Below are 20,612 nucleotides of genomic sequence, written 5' to 3' on the forward strand. Positions count from 1 at the left end.
CGTGTCAAGTCCCAATTCCTGTGAGCGCGCTCACCGCGTGTCAGCGAGCGCGAAGTGCTCGGTAAGGGTCTCGACGATCGGCCGCCAGACCGGTTTGGGGAGGTCGTGTCCCATCCCGTCGATCACCACGAATCGCGCGCCGGGGATGGCGGCGGCGACGGCCCGCCCGTTGCGGGGCCGGACCATCGGGTCCGCCGAACCGTGCAGCACGACGGTCGGGGCGGTGATCGCCCTGCTGTAACCGAGCAGGCTGCCGGTGCCCAGCATGGCGTCGAACTGGCGCAGCATGCCCGGCGGGTAGCTGCAGCGGTCGGCGAGTTGGCGCACCCGGTCGCGCAGCTCGGCGTCGGGCGGCAGGAAGTTGGGGCCGTTGAACACCGCGACGTTGCGCACCTCGACGGCCAGTTTCTCCTCGGGCGAGGCGTCCTTGGCCGGCGGGTCGAAGGCCAGCCTGATGACGCGCCAGGCCGGCGGCGCCGCGAACGGCTTGCCGGTGCTCGACATGATGATGCCCAGCGACGCCACCCGGTGCGGCTCGGTGGCGGCCAGGATCTGCGCGATCATCCCGCCCAGCGAGGCGCCCACCACGTGCGCCCGGCCGACTTCCAGGTGGTCCAGCAACGCCACCACGTCGCCGGTCATGTCGATCAGCGTGTAGGGCACCGGGCTGGGCCGGCCCAGCAGGTAGCGCCCGACGCGCCGGTACACCGAGCCCCGGGCCCGCAGTCCGTGCATCTTGGCCGACAGCCCGGTGTCGCGGTGGTCGAAGCGGATGACGCGGTAACCGGCGTCGAGAAGCCGCGCGCAGAAGCCGTCGGGCCACATCGGCAGCTGGGCGCCCAGGCCCATGATGAGCAGCGCGGGCGGCGCGGCCGGGTCGCCGAGGTCCTCGTAGTAGAGCTCGACCGGGCCGTGCGGTGTCTCGCGGCGCGCGATGCCGCTGCGGACGTGCGCTATTTCCGCCAGGGCTGCACCCATCCTTCGATCTGCCAATTTTCCAGCCCGGCGATCAGCTCGTACATGGTGGCGCCGTCGATCGATTCCCGGACGATGTCGGCGTGCCCGGCGTGGCGGGCCAGCTCGTTGATCACGTGCAGGATCACCCAGCGCACCGACCAGGCCTTCTGGTCCTTGGGGAACCAGGGGATGTCCTGCGGCACCGGAACCGTGGCGTCCAGGTCGGCGGTTTCGACCAGGCGCAGCGATTCCGCGTTCTGGGTTTCGAACGCCTTCAGCAGCCCGGCCAGCGTCTCGTCGGGCCGCATCACGTGCTGGTCGCCGAACTCCTTGGCGATCTGCTCGAACGGCCGGGGATCCTTCGGCGGCAGCTCCGGGGCGGCGGCGACCCGCGCCATCCAGTTGCGTTGCATGGCCGTGGCGTGCTTGACCAGCCCGCCGACCGACAGGGCGCTGACCGACGGCGCCGAGCGGGCCTGTTCGTCGGTGAGGCCGTACGAGACCGCGAAATACGCGCTCTGGTGAAACGCCAGGAATTCGCGCAGGGCGTTGCGTTCGTCGGTGACCGGCGGGGCGAGTGCGGGCATGTGTCAGTCTCTCTTGTCGACGGTTCGGCTGTGCAGGTAAAGGTCGCGCAGGCATGCGATTTCGGCACCATGGTGAATCGCTTCTCGATTGATGTGCAAGACCAGCTCGCTGAGCGGGTAGTCGGCGTACGGCCCTTCGGCCGGCCCGCAGCGGCGGGTCAGGTCCGCGGCCGAAAGCGACCGCACACCGGTCATCCACGCGGCGTATGCCTCGTCGAGCTGCCCCAGCGCGGTGGCGGCGTCGGTGGCGTACTCCCAATCCTGATAGCTCGCGGGCGGCCCGCCGAAATGATTGTGGGCACGCACGGCGAACACCCCGACGATGACGTGGGCCATGCGCCACGCGATGGTGGTGAATGGTGTCGGAATGGGCGGGGGATACGCGAAGTCCACCGATCCCCCCGGATGCACGGTCCAGCAGTCGGGCACCGGCTGCCAGAGGTACTCATCGTCGGTGAGGCCGTCCAGCCGAGGGCGCAGCTGTTCGCGCCAGTGCCAGTCGAGCTGATCCGCCAGTTGAGTCGTCAGGTCGGCCATGTCCCCGAGCTTTCCACCACGGGGTGACATGCTTTTGGCATGCGGGTGGTTTCGGCGGAATCGACCGAACTGTTTGTCGGGCCACCGGACGCGCCGCTGCAGCTGGCGCGCATCGGCGTCGAAGGCTGCGCCGAGCCGACGCCGATCCGCATCGACGGCGACGGGGTGAGCGGCGAGGCGCTCGCCCGGCCCGGAACCGGCGCCGTCGAGGTCCCGGTCACGGTGGACCGGCCGGCGGTCGGTCAGCGCCGGGCCGCGCGGGTGCGCGCCGGACGCGCCGGCGAGTCGTTCGAGTTCACCGTCGCCGAGCCCGGCTGGACCATGTTCATGGTCAGTCACTTTCACTACGACCCGGTCTGGTGGAACACGCAGGGCGCCTACACCAGCGAATGGGCCGAAGACCCGCCGGGCCGGCAGGCCAACGGCTTTGAACTGGTCCGCGCGCACCTGGAGATGGCCCGCCGCGAGCCCGAGTACAAGTTCGTGCTGGCCGAGGTCGACTACCTCAAGCCGTACTGGGACACCCACCCCGAGGACCGCGCCGACCTACGCCGGTTCATCGCGCAGGGCCGCGTCGAGGTGATGGGCGGCACCTACAACGAGCCCAACACCAACCTCACCAGCCCGGAGACCACGATCCGGAACCTCGTGCACGGCATGGGGTTTCAGCGTGACGTCCTGGGCGCCGACCCGGCCACCGCGTGGCAGCTCGACGTGTTCGGCCACGACCCGCAGTTCCCCGGGCTGGCCGCCGACGCCGGCCTGACATCGAGTTCGTGGGCGCGCGGACCGCACCACCAATGGGGTCCGGGCCATGACGTCGAGGCCATGCAGTTCTGCAGCGAGTTCGAGTGGATCGCGCCGTCGGGCCGCGGCCTGCTCACCCACTACATGCCCGCGCATTACGGGGCGGGCTGGGGGATGGACGAGTCGGTGTCGCTCGCCGACGCGGAGGACGCCACCCGCGCGCTGTTCGAGCGGCTCAAGAAGGTCGCGCTGACGCGCAACGTGCTGCTGCCGGTCGGGACCGACTACACGCCGCCGAACAAGTGGGTCACCGCGATCCATCGCGACTGGGCCGCGCGCTACACGTGGCCGCGGTTCGTGTGCGCGATTCCGCGGGAGTTCTTCGCGGCGGTGCGCGCCGAGCTCGCGCAGCGCGGTTGCGAGCCGTCCCCGCAAACCCGGGACATGAACCCGATCTACACCGGCAAGGACGTCTCGTACATCGACACCAAACAGGCCAACCGGGCCGCCGAGAACGCCGTGCTCGAGGCCGAGCGCTTCGCCGTGTTCGCCGCGCTGCTGACGGGCGCCGAGTACCCGCAGGCCCCCCTGGCCAAGGCGTGGGTGCAGCTGGCGTACGGCGCGCACCACGACGCCATCACCGGCTCGGAGTCCGACCAGGTCTACCTCGACCTGCTGACCGGCTGGCGTGACGCGTGGGAGGTGGGCCGCACGACGCGCGACAGCGCGCTGGCGTTGCTGTCCGGCGCGATCGGGGGCGCCGTGGTCGTGTGGAACCCGTTGGCGCACAATCGGACCGACGTCGTCACCGCGCGGCTCGGCGCTCCTATCGGTGCCGGGGTGCGCGTGTTCGACCCCGACGGCACCGAGCTGCCGGCGCACGTGGCGGACGACGGGCGGTCGGTCACCTGGTTGGCGCGCGACGTGCCGTCGCTGGGCTGGCGGGCCTACCGGCTGGTGCCGGGGGGCGAGGCGACCGGCTGGGAACCGATGCCCGGCTTGGCGATCGCCAACGAGCACTACCGGCTCGAGGCCGACCCGGCGCGCGGCGGGGGGATCGTGTCCCTGGTTTCCGGCGGCCGGCAGCTGATCGCCGCCGGCCGGGTGGGCAACGAGCTGGCGCTCTATGAGGAATACGCGTCGCATCCCAGGCAGGGGGAGGGACCCTGGCACCTGCTGCCCAGGGGTCCGGTGCTGTGCTCGTCGGCGTCGCCGGCCCGGGTGCGGGCCTACCGCGGCCCCCTCGGTCAGCGACTGGTTGTGCGCGGCCGCATCGGCGGGCAGCTGCGCTATACCCAAACCCTCACGCTGTGGAACGGGCTGGCGCGGCTCGACTGTCGCACGGCCATCGACGAATTCATCGGGGAGGACCGCTTGTTGCGGCTGCGCTGGCCGTGCCCGGTGCCGGGCGCCATGCCGGTCAGCGAGGTCGGAGACGCCGTCGTCGGGCGCGGCTTCGCGCTGCTGCACCCCACTCCCGGTGGGGATCGCTCGGTGGACACCGCCCAACACCTGTGGACGCTGGACAACCCGGCCTACGGCTGGTTCGGCCTGTCGTCGGCGGCGCGGGTCCGGGTCGGCGCCGACGTGCGGTCGGTGTCGGTGGCCGAGGTGGTGTCGCCGGCCGCGGCGGTGTCGGGGCCGCTGGCGCGCGAGCTGATGGTGGCGCTGGTCCGCGCCGGCGTCACGGCGACCTGCAGCGGCGCCGACAAGCCGCGCTACGGCTGCCTCGACGTCGACTCGAACCTGCCCGACGTGCGCATCGCGCTGGGCGGGCCGGCTCGCAACGCGTTCACCAAAGCCGTTCTTGCGCAAGCCGGTCCGGAGTACTCCGCCGAGCTCGAGCGCCAGCTTGCCGATACCGGGCGGGCCAGAATCTGGGTGCCGGCCGAGACGCCGTTGGCCGTGGCGTGGGTCCCCGGCGCCGACCTGCGCCCGCCGCGGGCGCTGCCGGTCCTGGTGATCGATGGCCGTGACGAGGGTGGCCTGGCCGCCGCGATCGCATCGGTGGTCGACGACCTTGCGACCGCGGAGATCCCGGTCAACCAGCGGGCGCCGTCGGGCATGCAGCGCTTCGAATCCCGCACCGTCGCGCTGCTCAACCGCGGGGTGCCCAGCTTCGCCGTCGAGACCGACGGCACGCTGCACACCGCGCTGATGCGGTCCTGCACCGGCTGGCCGTCGGGAACCTGGATCGACGATCCGCGCCGCACCGCGCCCGACGGCTCGAACTTCCAACTCCAGCATTGGACCCACGCCTTCGACTACGCGCTGGTCTGCGGTGACGGCGACTGGCGCGAGGCCGAGATTCCTACGCGCAGCGCGGAGTTCGGCCATCCGCTGCTTGCCGTCGTGCCCGGTAAGCCGGGCGGCGCGCTGCCGCCGACCGGGTCGCTGCTGCGCGTCGAGCCCGCCGGCCCGGTCCAGCTGGCGGCCCTCAAGGCGGCCGGCAACCCGCTGGCGTCGGGCCGCGCCCGGCCCGTCGAACCGGGCGCGGTGGCTCTGAGGTTGGTGCAGACGACCGGGACGCGCACCCGCGTCACCCTCGGCTCCGAGCTGGCCGCGGTGCGCGGGCTTGCGTTCGCCGACCTGCTGGAAGAGCGGCACCGCCCCGCGGAAACGATCGAGCTGCACGGCTTTCAGGTGGCCACCGTGCTGGCCCGCCTCGAAACGCCATGCGCGGCAACGGGTTACACGCGACTGGCCCCGGACGCTGAGGCCGCGCAGCCCCTGTACGCGCGCTACTGGCTGCACAACCGCGGACCCGCGCCGCTCGGGGGGCTGCCGGCCGTCGCGCACCTGCACCCGCAGCGCGTGACCGCCGAGCCGGGCGGCGAGGTGGCGTTGCGGCTCACCGTCGCCGGCGACTGCAGCGACGCCACGCTGGACGGCGAAGTGACGGTGCTGTGCCCGGACGGCTGGTCGGCGACCCCGGCGGAGCTGCCGTTCACGCTGGGCGTGGGCGAACACCGCGAGGCCGACGTGACGGTGACGATCCCGGCCCGCGCGCGGGCCGGGATCTACCCGCTGCGCGCGCGGCTGTGCCTGACCGGGGACGGCGTCCCGGCGGCGTGGCGGCAGGAGGTCGAGGACGTGTGCGTGGTCGAGGTCGGGCGCGCCGGCGAGGAGAAGCTGCTGTACCTCGCCGACGCCCCCGGCGACGTGGAGCTCGCGGCGGGCGGGACCGCCCGGCTGACCGTGACGGTCGGCACCCACGCCCGCGCCGCCCTGGCGCTGGAGGCGCACCTGATCAGCCCCTGGGGCACGTGGGAGTGGATGGGCCCCGCCGCGCTCGGCGCCGTGCTGCCCGCCCGCGGCACGGTCGAGCTCGGCTTCGACCTGAGCCCGCCGGCGTGGCTGGATCCCGGTCAGTGGTGGGCGCTGGTCCGCGTGGGCTGCGCGGGCCGGCTGGTGTACTCGCCGGCGGTGCAGGTGACGGTGACGTGAGCGTCGGTGCGGTGGCGACCGTGGGCGGCGACCCGGTACCCGTCGGCGAGGTCGACGCGGCCGAGGCCCGGCTGCGCCGGGGCCCGGCCGCGGCCGCGCTGCCGGCGCCCGGCACCGGGGAGGGCCGGCAGCTGCGGCGCTGGCTCACCCAGCTGATCGTGACCGGGCGGGTGGTCGCCGCCGAGGCCGCCGCCCGGGGCCTCACCGCGGCCGGCGCGCCCACCGAGGACGAGCTGCTGCCCGACGCGACGGCGCGGCTGGAGATCGGCAGCGTGGCCGCCGCCGCGCTGGCGGATCCGTTGGCGCGGGCGCTGTTCGCCGACGTCACCGCCGCGGTCCGGGTCGGCGCCGACGAGGTGGCCGACTACCACGCCCGCAACCCGCTGCGCTTCGCCGCGCCGCACCCCGGCCCGCACGGGTGGCGGACCCCCGCGCTCGCCGCACCGCCCCTGGCCCAGGTGCGCGGGGCGATCGCGGACCACCTGCGGGGTGCCGCGCGCCGCCGCGCCTTCCGGGTGTGGCTGGACGCGCGACGGGCCGCGCTGGTCCGCCTCGCCCCCGATTATGAGCACCCGGGCGACCCCCGCCAACCCGACAACACGCACCGCCACTGATGGCCGCCCTCACGCTCAGCCTCGATATCGGCGGCACCAAGATCGCCGCCGGGCTGACCGATCCCGGTGGCGCGCTGGTGCACACCGCGATCCGGCCCACCCCCGCCGGCGGCTCCGCGGAGGAGGTCTGGGCCGAGGTCGCCGCGATCATCGCCGACACGCTGCGCGTCGCCGGCGGCGCCGTCACCGCGGTGGGCATCGCGTCGGCCGGGCCCATCGACCTGCGGGCCGGAAGCGTCAGCCCGGTCAACATCGCATCCTGGCGCGGCTTCGCGCTGCGGGACCGGGTCGCCGCCGCGGTCCCCGGCGTCCCCGTACGCCTCGGCGGGGACGGCGTGTGTATGGCGCTGGGCGAGCACTGGCTCGGGGCGGGCCGCGGCGCCCGCTTCATGCTCGGCATGGTGGTGTCCACCGGCGTGGGCGGGGGACTGGTGCTCGACGGCGTTCCGTACACCGGGCGCACCGGAAACGCCGGCCACGTCGGTCATGTGGTGGTCGAGGAGGACGGCCGGCCGTGCGCGTGCGGCGGGCGCGGCTGCGTCGAGACCGTCGCGTCGGGACCGTGGATGGTGCGCTGGGCGCGGGAAAACGGCTGGGCCGCGCCGCCCGGCGCCGGCGCCCGGGACCTGGCCACCGCGGCCGCCGCCGGGGACCCGGTGGCGCAGCGCGCGTTTCGGCGGGGGACCACCGCGCTGGCGGCGATGATCGCGTCGGTCGGGGCGGTCTGCGACCTCGACCTCGTCGTCATCGGCGGCGGCGTGGCCAAGTCCGGGGACCTGCTCTTCGACCCGCTGCGGGCGGCGCTGGCCGGCTACGCCGGACTGGAGTTCCTCGCCGGCCTGCGCGTGGTGCCCGCGGCGCTGGGCGGCGAGGCGGGCCTGGTCGGCGCCGCCAGGCTGGCCGGGCTCGGGTAGCCGCACCGTTTTGGCTGACCGCGGGGGGTCAGGCTATCCTGGTTGCCGATCCACCGAAGACCGTCGGTCACCGAGCAATCGGTTGAAGGTCCGGGAACATCCCGGCGGCCCACGCAGGAGGACGAGGCACAACGCCGGCACACGCCGGTGAATCTGTACGCCCCGGCCGCTTCCTGCGCCGGGGCGTTCGTCGTTCCCGCGGTGAATCACCGACAAACTTTGACCTCAGGAGGTATGCATGGCCAGGGCTGACAAGGCCACCGCCGTTGCAGACATCGCGGAGCAGTTCAAGGACTCGACGGCCACCCTGATCACCGAGTACCGCGGTTTGACGGTGGCCAACCTGGCCGAGCTGCGCCGCTCGCTGGCGGGATCGGCCACCTACACGGTGGCCAAGAACACGCTGATCAAGCGGGCGGCCGCCGACGCCGGCATCGAGGGCCTCGACGAGCTGTTCGCGGGCCCCACGGCCATCGCGTTCGTCAGCGGCGAGCCAGTCGACGCCGCCAAGGCGATCAAGACCTTCGCCAAGGAGAACAAGGCGCTGGTCATCAAGGGCGGCTACATGGATGGCCACCCGCTGAGCGTCTCGGAAGTCGAGCGCATCGCGGACCTGGAGTCCCGCGAGGTGCTGCTGGCGAAGCTGGCCGGCGCGATGAAGGGCAACCTGGCCAAGGCGGCCGGCCTGTTCGCCGCCCCGACCTCCCAGATGGCCCGCCTGCTGGCCGCGCTGCAGGAGAAGAAGCCCGCCGAGGCCGCCGCACCGGCCCCGGCCGCCGAGGCCCCGGCCGCGGAAGCGCCCGCCGAGACCGCTGAAACCGCTGAAGCCCCGGCCGAAGCCGAATAACAACCGACCGCAACTTAGGAAAACAAGGAAGGACCCACACCATGGCAAAGATGACTGCCGACGACCTGCTCGACGCGTTCAAGGAAATGACCCTGCTGGAGCTCTCGGACTTCGTCAAGAAGTTCGAGGAGACCTTCGAGGTCACCGCGGCCGCCCCGGTCGCCGTCGCCGCGGCCGGTCCGGCCGCCGGCGGCGCGCCCGCCGAGGCCGCCGAGGAGCAGTCGGAGTTCGACGTCATCCTCGAGGCCGCCGGTGACAAGAAGATCGGCGTGATCAAGGTGGTCCGCGAGATCGTCTCCGGCCTGGGCCTCAAGGAGGCCAAGGACCTCGTCGACGGCGCGCCCAAGCCGCTGCTGGAGAAGGTGGCCAAGGAGGCCGCCGACGACGCCAAGGCCAAGCTCGAGGCCGCTGGCGCCACCGTCACCGTCAAGTAGCACCCACTTCGCGAAAACCCCCGGAAGCGCCCTTCCGGGGGTTTCGTGCGCTCAGCGGGCGCCGAAGGCCGCCCGTTGCGAGCTTCGCACGCGTTCATGCGAATCTCCCAGAGCCACCAGGAAATTCGACGTCAGCGAGCCGAGCACCGGCGCGACGGCCGCGTCGTCGTCGCCGTAGAAGCCGGCCAGTTCGAGCATCACGAACCCGTGCACCAACGCCCAGAACTGAGCCGCGGTGGCCACCACCGCCGCGTCGTCGGCCGCGGAACCCACGGTGATCCGGCCGGCCACCATCGACCGCCGCACCGCGCGCACCACGTGCGCGAAGCTGGGGATGTGCTGCTCGATCTCGGCGACCGTCAGCTTCAGGACGTTGCCCGCGGGCGCGTTGATGCCGTGCGCGCTGGTGCTGCCGAACATCAGCCGGTACATGTGCGGACGCTCGATGGCGTAGCGCCGGTAGGCGGCGCCGACGGCGAACAGGTCGGCCACCGGGTCGTCGGTCTCGGGCACCGTCAGCGCCGCGTCGAACTGCCGCAGGCCTTCCTCGGCGACCTCCGCGATCAGGCCGCGCATTCCGCCGAAATGGGTGTACACCGCCATCGTCGAGGTCCCGGCGGCCCCGGCCACCCGGCGGGTCTGCAGCGCATCGGGTCCCTGCTCGTCGAGCAGGCCGACGGCGGCGTGCAGCATCTCATCGCGAACACCGCGAACGCTGCGCTCGGTTTCCGAAGTCATCCTTGCCATCTTCTCATCGCGGGCGTACGGTTCCCATAACGCTGAAATATCAATGTTATAGGAGCTTAGCAGTGACATCCACGCAAGCCGTCCGATCCACCAATCCGTATCTCGAGGGCTTTCTGGCGCCGGTGGCCGCCGAAGTGACCGCGACCGATCTGGAGGTCACCGGCCACATCCCCGAGCACCTCGACGGGCGCTATCTGCGCAACGGGCCGAACCCGGCCGAAGAGGTCGATCCGGCCACCTATCACTGGTTCAGCGGCGACGGCATGGTGCACGGCGTCGCGCTGCGCGACGGCAAGGCCCAGTGGTATCGCAACCGCTGGGTGCGCAGCCTCTCGGTGTGCGCCGCCCTGGGCGAGCCGGCGCCGGGCCGCCTCGACCCGCGGGCGGGCATGCTGTCCTTCGGCGCCAACACCAACGTGCTGAGCCACGCCGGGCGCACCGTGGCGCTGGTCGAGGGCGGGGCGGCCAACTACGAGCTGACCGACGACCTCGACACCGTCGGCACGTGCGACTTCGACGGCACCCTGCGGGGCGGCTACACCGCGCACCCGCACCGCGATCCGCACACCGGCGAATTGCACGCGGTGTCTTACTCTTTCGCCCGCGGGCGCACCGTGCAGTACTCGGTGATCGACACCCGCGGGCGGGCCCGCCGCACGGTCGACATCGAGGTGACCGGGTCGCCGATGATGCACGACTTCTCGCTGACCGACAAATACGTGGTGATCTACGACCTGCCGGTGACGTTCGACGCGGTGCAGGTGCTTCCCACCAACATCCCGCGCTGGCTGGGCGTGCCGGCCCGGCTGGCGCTGCAGTCGCTGGTGGGGCGCGTCCGGGTGCCCGGCCCGATCACCGCGATGATGAACCGCAACCCGAAACACGACGACCGGATGCCGTACGCCTGGAACCCCGGCTACCCGGCGCGCATCGGGGTCATGCCCCGCGAGGGCGGTAATTCCGACGTCCGCTGGTTCGACATCGAAGCCTGCTACGTCTACCACCCGCTCAACGCGTATTCCGAAATGCGGGACGGCGCAGAGGTTTTGGTGCTCGACGTGGTGCGCTACTCGCGGATGTTCGACCGCGACCGGCGCGGCCCCGGCGACACCGCGCCCAGGCTGGACCGCTGGACCGTCAACCTGGCGACCGGCGCGGTGGCCACCGAATGCCGTGACGAGCGCTCGCAGGAATTTCCGCGGATCAACGAGACGCGCCTGGGCGCGCGGCATCGCTTCGGCTACGCCGTCGGCATCGAGGGCGGGTTCCTCGCCGCGGGGGGCCCGGAGATGGCGACACCGCTGTACAAGCACGACTACGCCACCGGGTCGGCCACGGTGGCCGCGCTCGACCCCGGGCTTTTGCTCGGCGAGATGTCTTTCGTGCCCAACCCCGGTCCCGAGGATCAAGCCGAGGACGACGGCATCCTGATGGGCTACGGCTACCACCGCGGCCGCGACGAAGGGCAGCTGGTGCTGCTGGATGCGCAGACCCTCGAATCGGTGGCTACCGTGCACCTGCCGCAGCGGGTACCGATGGGCTTCCACGGAAATTGGGCGCCCGCTAGCTAACACTCGCGTCAAATAACCCCGACGCCGGCGGTCTCAGCTCGGCCAATTTTTCCCAGCGGTCCGATCCAAGCCTGATGCCGGGTGCCTGACGTGCGCTACAGTGACTGATGCCACACAAAAGGGCAGGTGGCGGGCACGAGCGTCGACGGAAGGATTCCCCATGGGCGTCGCTATCGAGGTGAGGGGACTCACGAAGTCCTTCGGTCCCTCGAGAATTTGGGAAGACGTGACGTTGGATATCCCCGCCGGGGAGGTCAGCGTCCTGCTGGGGCCGTCGGGTACCGGCAAATCGGTGTTCCTGAAGTCGCTGATCGGTCTGCTGCGTCCGGAACGCGGCTCGATCATGATCGACGGCACCGACATCCTCGAGTGCTCGGCCAAGGAGCTCTACGAGATCCGCACGCTGTTCGGCGTGATGTTTCAGGACGGCGCGCTGTTCGGTTCGATGAACCTGTTCGACAACGCGGCGTTCCCGCTGCGCGAGCACACCAAAAAGAAGGAAAGCGAGATCCGTGACATCGTCATGGAGAAGCTGACCCTGGTGGGCCTCGGCGGCGACGAGAAGAAGTTCCCCGGTGAGATCTCCGGCGGTATGCGCAAGCGCGCCAGCCTGGCCCGGGCCCTGGTGATGGACCCGCAGATCATCCTCTGCGACGAGCCCGACTCCGGTCTGGACCCGGTGCGTACCGCCTACCTGAGCCAGCTGATCCTCGACATCAACGCCCAGATCGACGCCACCGTCCTGATCGTGACGCACAACATCAACATCGCCCGGACCGTGCCGGACAACATGGGCATGCTGTTCCGCCGCAAGCTGGTCATGTTCGGCCCGCGGGAAGTGCTGCTGACCAGCGATGAGCCCGTCGTGCGGCAGTTCCTCAACGGCCGGCGCATCGGGCCGATCGGCATGTCCGAGGAAAAGGACGAGGCCACCATGGCCGAGGAGCAGGCCCTGCTCGACGCCGGTCACCACGCCGGCGGCGTCGAGGAGATCGAGGGAGTGCCCCCGCAGATCGTCGCGACGCCCGGCATGCCGGAGCGCAAGGCCGTCGCGCGGCGCCAGGCCCGGGTCCGCGAGATCCTGCACACCCTGCCCAAGAACGCCCAGGCCGCGATCCTCGACGACCTCGAAGGCACCCACAGGTTCAAGGCCAACGAGTTCGGCGGCTCGTAAAGAAATTTGCGATAACTCGGTGCAACTTGCCGCCCCGCCCTCTTGACGACCGGGCCTAAACGGGTCAGTCTGTTGGGCAGCATGAACCCACGGGAAGTCGAGATCGCGAGCCAGCGCCGATGTCCCTGGGCTGATTGTCGTGGGTAGTTGAGGAATGCGCGGTCCTGCGCTATTGTTGGACGTTGCGCTGGCTACTTCCTGCCCACCTCACCCGCCACCTGACACTGTGGTCTTAGCCTGAGCCCCTTCCCGCGGCTTAGCTATTTAGTTGTGCGCGTGAGATCTGGGCAGATCGTTCGCCGGCCGAACCGACAAAATTGATGCGGCGAACGCAGCCGGTGCCCCCGGAGCCCGTGAGTCGCACGAGGTGCTGGAAGGATGCATCTTGGCAGATTCCCGCCAGAGCAAGAGTCGCCAGAGTTCCAAAAACTCAAGTTCCACCAACGGCTCCGTGCCCGGAGCACCCAACCGAGTTTCCTTCGCCAAGCTCCGCGAACCGCTTGAGGTTCCGGGGCTTCTCGACGTGCAGACCGACTCGTTTGAGTGGCTGATCGGGTCGCCGCGCTGGCGCGAGGGCGCCGGCAAGCGCGGGGACGCCAACCCGGTGGGCGGCCTGGAAGAGGTGCTCTACGAGCTGTCGCCGATCGAGGACTTCTCGGGCTCGATGTCGCTGTCTTTCTCCGACCCCCGCTTTGACGAGGTCAAGGCGCCGGTCGACGAGTGCAAAGACAAGGACATGACCTACGCGGCCCCGCTGTTCGTCACGGCCGAGTTCATCAACAACAACACCGGCGAGATCAAGAGCCAGACGGTGTTCATGGGCGACTTCCCGATGATGACCGAGAAGGGCACCTTCATCATCAACGGGACCGAGCGCGTCGTCGTCAGCCAGCTGGTGCGCTCGCCCGGCGTCTACTTCGACGAGACGATCGACAAGTCCACCGAGAAGACGCTGCACAGCGTCAAGGTGATCCCGAGCCGCGGGGCCTGGCTCGAGTTCGACGTCGACAAGCGCGACACCGTCGGCGTGCGCATCGACCGCAAGCGCCGGCAGCCCGTCACGGTGCTGCTCAAGGCGCTGGGCTGGACCACCGAGCGGATCACCGAGCGGTTCGGCTTCTCCGAGATCATGATGTCGACGCTGGAGAAGGACAACACCGCCGGCACCGACGAGGCGCTGCTGGACATCTACCGCAAGCTGCGTCCGGGCGAGCCCCCGACCAAGGAGTCCGCGCAGACCCTGCTGGAGAACCTGTTCTTCAAGGAGAAGCGCTACGACCTGGCCCGGGTGGGCCGCTACAAGGTCAACAAGAAGCTCGGCCTGAACACCGAGAACCCGATCACGACGACCACGCTGACCGAAGAGGACGTCGTCGCCACCATCGAGTACCTGGTTCGCCTGCACGAGGGACAGTCCGTGATGACCGTTCCCGGCGGCGTCGAGGTGCCGGTGGAGACCGACGACATCGACCACTTCGGCAATCGGCGGCTGCGTACGGTCGGCGAGCTGATCCAGAACCAGATCCGGGTCGGCATGTCCAGGATGGAACGCGTCGTCCGGGAGCGGATGACCACCCAGGACGTCGAGGCCATCACGCCGCAGACGCTGATCAACATCCGGCCGGTGGTCGCCGCGATCAAGGAGTTCTTCGGCACCAGCCAGCTGTCGCAGTTCATGGACCAGAACAACCCGCTGTCGGGTCTCACCCACAAGCGCCGCCTGTCGGCGCTGGGCCCCGGCGGTCTGTCCCGTGAGCGCGCCGGCCTGGAGGTCCGGGACGTGCACCCGTCGCACTACGGCCGCATGTGCCCGATCGAGACCCCGGAGGGTCCGAACATCGGTCTGATCGGCTCGCTTTCGGTGTACGCGCGGGTCAACCCGTTCGGGTTCATCGAGACGCCCTACCGCAAGGTGGTCGACGGTGTGGTCAGCGACGAGATCGTCTACCTGACCGCCGACGAGGAGGACCGCCACGTGGTGGCGCAGGCCAACTCGCCGATCGACGCCGACGGCCGGTTCGTCGAGGGCCGCGTCCTGGTTCGCCGCAAGGCGGGCGAGGTCGAGTACGTGCCCTCGTCCGAGGTGGACTACATGGACGTGTCGCCGCGCCAGATGGTGTCGGTGGCCACCGCCATGATCCCGTTCCTCGAGCACGACGACGCCAACCGCGCCCTGATGGGCGCCAACATGCAGCGCCAGGCGGTTCCGCTGGTGCGCAGCGAGGCGCCGCTGGTGGGCACCGGCATGGAGTTGCGCGCCGCGATCGACGCCGGCGACGTCGTCGTCGCCGACAAGGCCGGGGTGATCGAGGAGGTCTCCGCGGACTACATCACCGTGATGGCCGACGACGGCACCCGGCACACCTACCGGATGCGCAAGTTCGCCCGCTCCAACCACGGCACCTGCGCCAACCAGTCGCCGATCGTCGACGCGGGCGACCGCGTCGAGGCCGGCCAGGTGATCGCCGACGGCCCCTGCACCGAAAACGGTGAGATGGCCCTGGGCAAGAACCTGCTGGTCGCGATCATGCCGTGGGAGGGCCACAACTACGAGGACGCGATCATCCTCTCCAACCGCCTGGTCGAAGAGGACGTGCTGACCTCGATCCACATCGAGGAGCACGAGATCGACGCCCGCGACACCAAGCTGGGCGCCGAGGAGATCACCCGGGACATCCCCAACGTCTCCGACGAGGTCCTCGCCGACCTGGACGAGCGCGGCATCGTGCGGATCGGGGCCGAGGTCCGCGACGGCGACATCCTGGTCGGCAAGGTCACCCCGAAGGGTGAGACCGAGCTGACCCCGGAGGAGCGGTTGCTGCGGGCGATCTTCGGTGAGAAGGCCCGCGAGGTCCGCGACACCTCGCTGAAGGTGCCGCACGGCGAGTCCGGCAAGGTCATCGGCATCCGGGTGTTCTCCCGCGAGGACGACGACGAGCTGCCGGCCGGGGTCAACGAGCTGGTCCGCGTGTACGTGGCCCAGAAGCGCAAGATCTCCGACGGCGACAAGCTCGCCGGCCGGCACGGCAACAAGGGCGTGATCGGCAAGATCCTGCCGGTCGAGGACATGCCGTTCCTGCCGGACGGCACCCCGGTGGACATCATCCTGAACACCCACGGTGTGCCGCGACGGATGAACATCGGCCAGATCCTGGAAACGCACCTCGGCTGGTGCGCGCACAGCGGCTGGAAGGTCGACACCGGCAAGGGCGTTCCCGACTGGGCCGCCAACCTGCCCGAGGACCTGCTGCACGCCGAGCCCAACGCCATCGTGTCCACGCCGGTGTTCGACGGCGCGCAGGAGGCCGAGCTGCAGGGGCTGCTGTCGGCCACGCTGCCCAACCGTGACGGCGAGGTGCTGGTCAACGACGACGGCAAGGCGGTGCTGTTCGACGGCCGCAGCGGGGAGCCGTTCCCGTACCCGGTGACGGTTGGCTTCATGTACATCATGAAGCTGCACCACCTGGTGGACGACAAGATTCACGCCCGCTCCACCGGCCCGTACTCGATGATCACCCAGCAGCCGCTGGGCGGTAAGGCGCAGTTCGGTGGCCAGCGGTTCGGTGAGATGGAGTGCTGGGCCATGCAGGCCTACGGCGCCGCGTACACGTTGCAGGAGCTGTTGACCATCAAGTCCGACGACACCGTCGGCCGGGTCAAGGTGTACGAGGCGATCGTCAAGGGCGAGAACATTCCCGAGCCGGGCATCCCCGAGTCGTTCAAGGTGCTGCTCAAGGAGCTGCAGTCGCTCTGCCTCAACGTCGAGGTGCTGTCGAGTGACGGCGCGGCCATCGAGCTGCGCGAGGGCGAGGACGAGGACCTGGAGCGGGCCGCCGCCAACCTGGGAATCAACCTGTCCCGCAACGAATCCGCCTCTGTTGAGGACTTGGCTTAATTAGTTACTAAACCCGCAAGGGGAAAGGGAGTTACGTGCTCGACGTCAACTTCTTCGATGAACTCCGTATCGGCCTGGCCACCGCGGAGGACATCCGGCAATGGTCTTACGGCGAGGTCAAGAAGCCGGAGACGATCAACTACCGCACGCTGAAGCCCGAGAAGGACGGCCTGTTCTGCGAGAAGATCTTCGGACCGACTCGGGACTGGGAGTGCTACTGCGGCAAGTACAAGCGCGTCCGCTTCAAGGGCATCATCTGTGAGCGCTGCGGCGTCGAGGTGACCCGCGCCAAGGTGCGCCGCGAGCGGATGGGCCACATCGAGCTGGCGGCGCCCGTCACCCACATCTGGTACTTCAAGGGTGTGCCGTCGCGCCTGGGCTACCTGCTCGACCTGGCGCCGAAGGACCTCGAGAAGATCATCTACTTCGCCGCGTACGTGATCACGTCCGTCGACGACGAGATGCGGCACAACGAGCTCTCGACGCTCGAGGCCGAAATGATGGTGGAGCGCAAGGGAGTTGAGGACCAGCGCGACGCCGAGCTGGAGGCCCGCGCGCAGAAGCTCGAGGCCGACCTGGCCGAGCTGGAGGCCGAGGGCGCCAAGGCCGACGCCCGCCGCAAGGTCCGCGACGGCGGCGAGCGGGAGATGCGCCAGATCCGCGACCGGGCCCAGCGCGAGCTGGACCGGCTGGAGGACATCTGGAGCACCTTCACCAAGCTCGCCCCCAAGCAGCTGATCGTCGACGAGAACCTCTACCGCGAGCTCGTCGACCGCTACGGCGAGTACTTCACCGGCGCCATGGGCGCGGAGTCGATCCAGAAGCTGATCGAGAACTTCGACATCGACGCCGAGGCCGACAACCTGCGTGACGTCATCCGAAACGGCAAGGGGCAGAAGAAGCTTCGCGCGCTCAAGCGGCTGAAGGTGGTGGCCGCCTTCCAGCAGTCGGGCAACTCGCCGATGGGCATGGTGCTCGACGCCGTGCCGGTGATCCCGCCGGAGCTGCGCCCGATGGTCCAGCTCGACGGTGGCCGGTTCGCGACCAGCGACCTCAACGACCTGTACCGCCGCGTGATCAACCGCAACAACCGGCTCAAGAGGCTGATCGACCTCGGCGCGCCCGAGATCATCGTCAACAACGAGAAGCGGATGCTGCAGGAGTCTGTGGACGCGCTGTTCGACAACGGCCGCCGCGGCCGCCCGGTCACCGGGCCGGGCAACCGCCCGCTGAAGTCGCTGTCGGATCTGCTCAAGGGCAAGCAGGGCCGGTTCCGGCAGAACCTGCTCGGTAAGCGTGTCGACTACTCCGGCCGTTCGGTCATCGTGGTCGGCCCGCAGCTCAAGCTGCACCAGTGCGGCCTGCCCAAGCTGATGGCGCTGGAGCTGTTCAAGCCGTTCGTGATGAAGCGGCTCGTCGACCTCAACCACGCGCAGAACATCAAGAGCGCCAAGCGGATGGTCGAGCGGCAGCGCCCCCAGGTGTGGGACGTCCTCGAAGAGGTCATCGCCGAGCACCCGGTGCTGTTGAACCGCGCGCCCACCCTGCACCGACTGGGCATCCAGGCCTTCGAGCCGATGCTGGTGGAGGGCAAGGCGATTCAGCTGCACCCGTTGGTGTGTGAGGCGTTCAACGCCGACTTCGACGGTGACCAGATGGCGGTGCACCTGCCTTTGAGCGCGGAGGCGCAGGCCGAGGCCCGCATCCTGATGCTGTCCTCCAACAACATCCTGTCGCCGGCGTCCGGCCGCCCGCTGGCCATGCCGCGACTGGACATGGTGACGGGGCTGTACTACCTGACCACCGAGGTCGACGGCGACACCGGCGAATACCGCCCGGCCGCCAAGGACCAACCGGAGGTCGGGGTGTACTCCTCGCCGGCCGAGGCGATCATGGCGTCGGACCGCGGTGTGCTGTCGGTGCGGGCCAAGATCAAGGTGCGGCTGACCCAGCTGCGCCCGCCCGCCGAGATCGAGGCCGAGCTGTTCGGCGAAAACGGCTGGCAGCCGGGCGACTCCTGGATGGCCGAGACCACGCTGGGCCGGGTGCTGTTCAACGAGCTGCTGCCGGTGGCCTACCCGTTCGTGAACAAGCAGATGCACAAGAAGGTGCAGGCCGCGATCATCAACGACTTGGCCGAGCGGTACCCGATGATCGTGGTGGCGCAGACCGTCGACAAGCTCAAGGACGCCGGTTTCTACTGGGCGACCCGCAGCGGTGTCACGGTCTCGATGGCCGACGTGCTGGTTCCCCCGCGCAAGAAGGAGATCCTCGACCAGTACGAGGAGCGCGCCGACAAGGTCGAAAAGCAGTTCCAGCGTGGTGCTTTGAACCACGACGAGCGCAACGAGGCGCTGGTGGAGATCTGGAAGGAAGCCACCGACGAGGTCGGTCAGGCGCTCCGCGAGCACTACCCCGCCGACAACCCGATCATCACGATCGTCGACTCGGGCGCCACCGGTAACTTCACCCAGACCCGAACGCTGGCCGGCATGAAGGGCCTGGTGACCAACCCGAAGGGTGAGTTCATCCCGCGTCCGGTCAAGTCGTCGTTCCGCGAGGGCCTGACGGTGCTGGAGTACTTCATCAACACCCACGGCGCTCGAAAGGGCTTGGCGGACACCGCGTTGCGTACGGCCGACTCCGGCTACCTGACCCGTCGTCTGGTGGACGTGAGCCAGGACGTCATCGTCCGCGAGCACGACTGCGAGACCGAGCGCGGCATCGTCGTCGAGCTGGCCGAGCGTCAGCCCGACGGCACGCTGATCCGCGACCCGTACATCGAAACCTCGGCGTACGCGCGGACTTTGGGCACCGACGCGGTCGACGAGAAGGGCAACGTCGTCGTCGCGCGCGGCGAGGACCTGGGCGACCCGGAGATCGACGCCCTGCTGGCGGCGGGCATCACGTCGGTCAAGGTGCGCTCGGTGCTGACCTGCACCACGGGCACCGGCGTGTGCGCCACCTGCTACGGGCGCTCGATGGCCACCGGCAAGCTGGTCGACATCGGCGAGGCCGTCGGCATCGTCGCGGCCCAGTCCATCGGCGAGCCCGGCACCCAGCTGACGATGCGGACCTTCCACCAGGGTGGTGTCGGTGAGGACATCACCGGCGGTCTGCCCCGGGTTCAGGAGCTGTTCGAGGCCCGCGTCCCGCGCGGCAAGGCGCCGATCGCCGACGTCACCGGGCGGGTTCGTCTCGAGGACGGCGAGCGGTTCTACAAGATCACCATCGTTCCCGACGACGGCGGCGAGGAAGTCGTCTACGACAAGCTCTCCAAGCGGCAGCGGCTGCGGGTTTACAAGCACGACGACGGGTCCGAGGGAGTGCTGTCCGACGGCGACCACGTCGAGGTGGGCCAGCAGCTGATGGAAGGCTCGGCCGACCCGCACGAGGTGCTGCGCGTGCAGGGCCCCCGCGAGGTGCAGATCCACCTGGTCCGCGAGGTCCAGGAGGTCTACCGCGCCCAGGGTGTGTCGATCCACGACAAGCACATCGAGGTGATCGTTCGCCAGATGCTGCGCCGCGTCACCATCATCGACTCGGGCTCGACGGAGTTCCTGCCCGGCTCGCTGATCGACCGTGCGGAGTTCGAGGCGGAGAACCGCCGGGTGGTGGCCGAGGGCGGCGAGCCCGCCGCCGGCCGTCCGGTGCTGATGGGTATCACGAAGGCGAGCCTCGCCACCGACTCGTGGCTGAGCGCGGCGTCGTTCCAGGAGACCACGCGGGTGCTGACCGATGCGGCGATCAATTGCCGCAGCGACAAGCTCAACGGTCTGAAGGAGAACGTGATCATCGGAAAGCTGATCCCGGCGGGTACCGGCATCAACCGGTACCGCAACATCCAGGTGCAGCCCACCGAGGAGGCCCGGGCCGCGGCGTACACGATCCCGTCCTACGAGGATCACTACTACAGCCCGGACTTCGGCCAGGCCACCGGTGCTGCGGTGCCGCTGGACGACTACGGCTACAGCGACTACCGCTAGTCATTGCTGCGAAAAGCCCCGGGTTCGCCCGGGGCTTTTTCGTGCGCGAGGGTCCCATTAACGCCGAGCGTGCGGCCAGCCGCACGTTCGGCGCCCAACGTGCGGCCAGCCGCACGTTCGCGGTCGGGTGGCGTCGGGCCCGCGCACTACACTGG

13 protein-coding genes are annotated in these 20,612 nt (G+C 69.8%); 9 read left to right on the top strand and 4 right to left on the bottom strand.

Translation table 11 applies throughout. The features are described 5' to 3' along the window. Window positions 1–30 precede the first annotated feature (30 nt). The 3 genes from A5655_RS19635 to A5655_RS19645 are packed head-to-tail and all read right to left on the bottom strand — an operon-like array spanning window position 31 to window position 2,081. On the bottom strand, window positions 31–978 hold the full coding sequence (locus tag A5655_RS19635) for an alpha/beta fold hydrolase (RefSeq protein WP_067012840.1): 948 nt from the start codon (window positions 976–978) through the stop codon (window positions 31–33). Then, window positions 954–1,544: a DinB family protein gene (locus tag A5655_RS19640; protein WP_067012841.1), complete on the bottom strand. Its 591-nt coding sequence runs from the start codon at window positions 1,542–1,544 to the stop codon at window positions 954–956. The genes A5655_RS19635 and A5655_RS19640 overlap by 25 nt, the downstream gene beginning before the upstream one ends. Window positions 1,545–1,547: 3 nt before the next feature. After that, on the bottom strand, window positions 1,548–2,081 hold the full coding sequence (locus A5655_RS19645; protein WP_067012842.1) for a DinB family protein: 534 nt from the start codon (window positions 2,079–2,081) through the stop codon (window positions 1,548–1,550). Window positions 2,082–2,120: 39 nt separating this feature from the next. On the opposite strand from A5655_RS19645, the gene A5655_RS19650 reads away from it, so the two are divergent. The 5 genes from A5655_RS19650 (at window position 2,121) to rplL (ending at window position 9,084) form a co-directional block, all read left to right on the top strand. Then, window positions 2,121–6,275: an NEW3 domain-containing protein gene (locus A5655_RS19650; protein WP_067012843.1), complete on the top strand. Its 4,155-nt coding sequence runs from the start codon at window positions 2,121–2,123 to the stop codon at window positions 6,273–6,275. After that, window positions 6,224–6,889, top strand: coding sequence for a malonyl CoA-ACP transacylase (locus A5655_RS19655; RefSeq protein WP_369807236.1), 666 nt, complete (start codon window positions 6,224–6,226; stop codon window positions 6,887–6,889). Before A5655_RS19650 ends, A5655_RS19655 begins: the two co-directional genes overlap by 52 nt. Continuing rightward, a complete protein-coding gene (locus A5655_RS19660; protein ID WP_067012846.1) occupies window positions 6,889–7,803 on the top strand; it encodes an ROK family protein in 915 nt (304 codons plus the stop codon). The genes A5655_RS19655 and A5655_RS19660 overlap by 1 nt, the downstream gene beginning before the upstream one ends. A gap of 238 nt (window positions 7,804–8,041) precedes the next feature. Beyond that, complete coding sequence (gene rplJ, locus A5655_RS19665; protein WP_067012847.1) at window positions 8,042–8,650, top strand: 50S ribosomal protein L10; 609 nt, start codon at window positions 8,042–8,044, stop codon at window positions 8,648–8,650. 41 nt (window positions 8,651–8,691) lie between these two features. Then, window positions 8,692–9,084, top strand: coding sequence for a 50S ribosomal protein L7/L12 (gene rplL, locus A5655_RS19670; RefSeq protein WP_067012853.1), 393 nt, complete (start codon window positions 8,692–8,694; stop codon window positions 9,082–9,084). A gap of 51 nt (window positions 9,085–9,135) precedes the next feature. Here the strand turns inward: rplL and A5655_RS19675 are convergent, their stop codons facing one another. Then, on the bottom strand, window positions 9,136–9,822 hold the full coding sequence (locus tag A5655_RS19675) for a TetR/AcrR family transcriptional regulator (RefSeq protein ID WP_067012855.1): 687 nt from the start codon (window positions 9,820–9,822) through the stop codon (window positions 9,136–9,138). Between the two features lie 71 nt (window positions 9,823–9,893). On the opposite strand from A5655_RS19675, the gene A5655_RS19680 reads away from it, so the two are divergent. The 4 genes from A5655_RS19680 (at window position 9,894) to A5655_RS19695 (ending at window position 20,457) form a co-directional block, all read left to right on the top strand. Beyond that, the gene (locus A5655_RS19680; RefSeq protein ID WP_067012858.1) at window positions 9,894–11,402 is read left to right on the top strand and encodes a carotenoid oxygenase family protein; all 1,509 of its coding nucleotides are present in this window, start codon (window positions 9,894–9,896) and stop codon (window positions 11,400–11,402) included. Window positions 11,403–11,562: 160 nt separating this feature from the next. Next, window positions 11,563–12,576: an ABC transporter ATP-binding protein gene (locus tag A5655_RS19685; RefSeq protein ID WP_067012860.1), complete on the top strand. Its 1,014-nt coding sequence runs from the start codon at window positions 11,563–11,565 to the stop codon at window positions 12,574–12,576. Between the two features lie 385 nt (window positions 12,577–12,961). Then, window positions 12,962–16,471 (top strand): DNA-directed RNA polymerase subunit beta, encoded by a 3,510-nt coding sequence (locus A5655_RS19690; RefSeq protein ID WP_156764946.1) that lies wholly within the window; start codon window positions 12,962–12,964, stop codon window positions 16,469–16,471. 35 nt (window positions 16,472–16,506) lie between these two features. Beyond that, window positions 16,507–20,457 (top strand): DNA-directed RNA polymerase subunit beta', encoded by a 3,951-nt coding sequence (locus A5655_RS19695; RefSeq protein WP_067012864.1) that lies wholly within the window; start codon window positions 16,507–16,509, stop codon window positions 20,455–20,457. Window positions 20,458–20,612: the final 155 nt, after the last annotated feature.

This window comes from Mycobacterium sp. 1081908.1, assembly GCF_001673535.1.
GTDB lineage: Bacteria > Actinomycetota > Actinomycetes > Mycobacteriales > Mycobacteriaceae > Mycobacterium.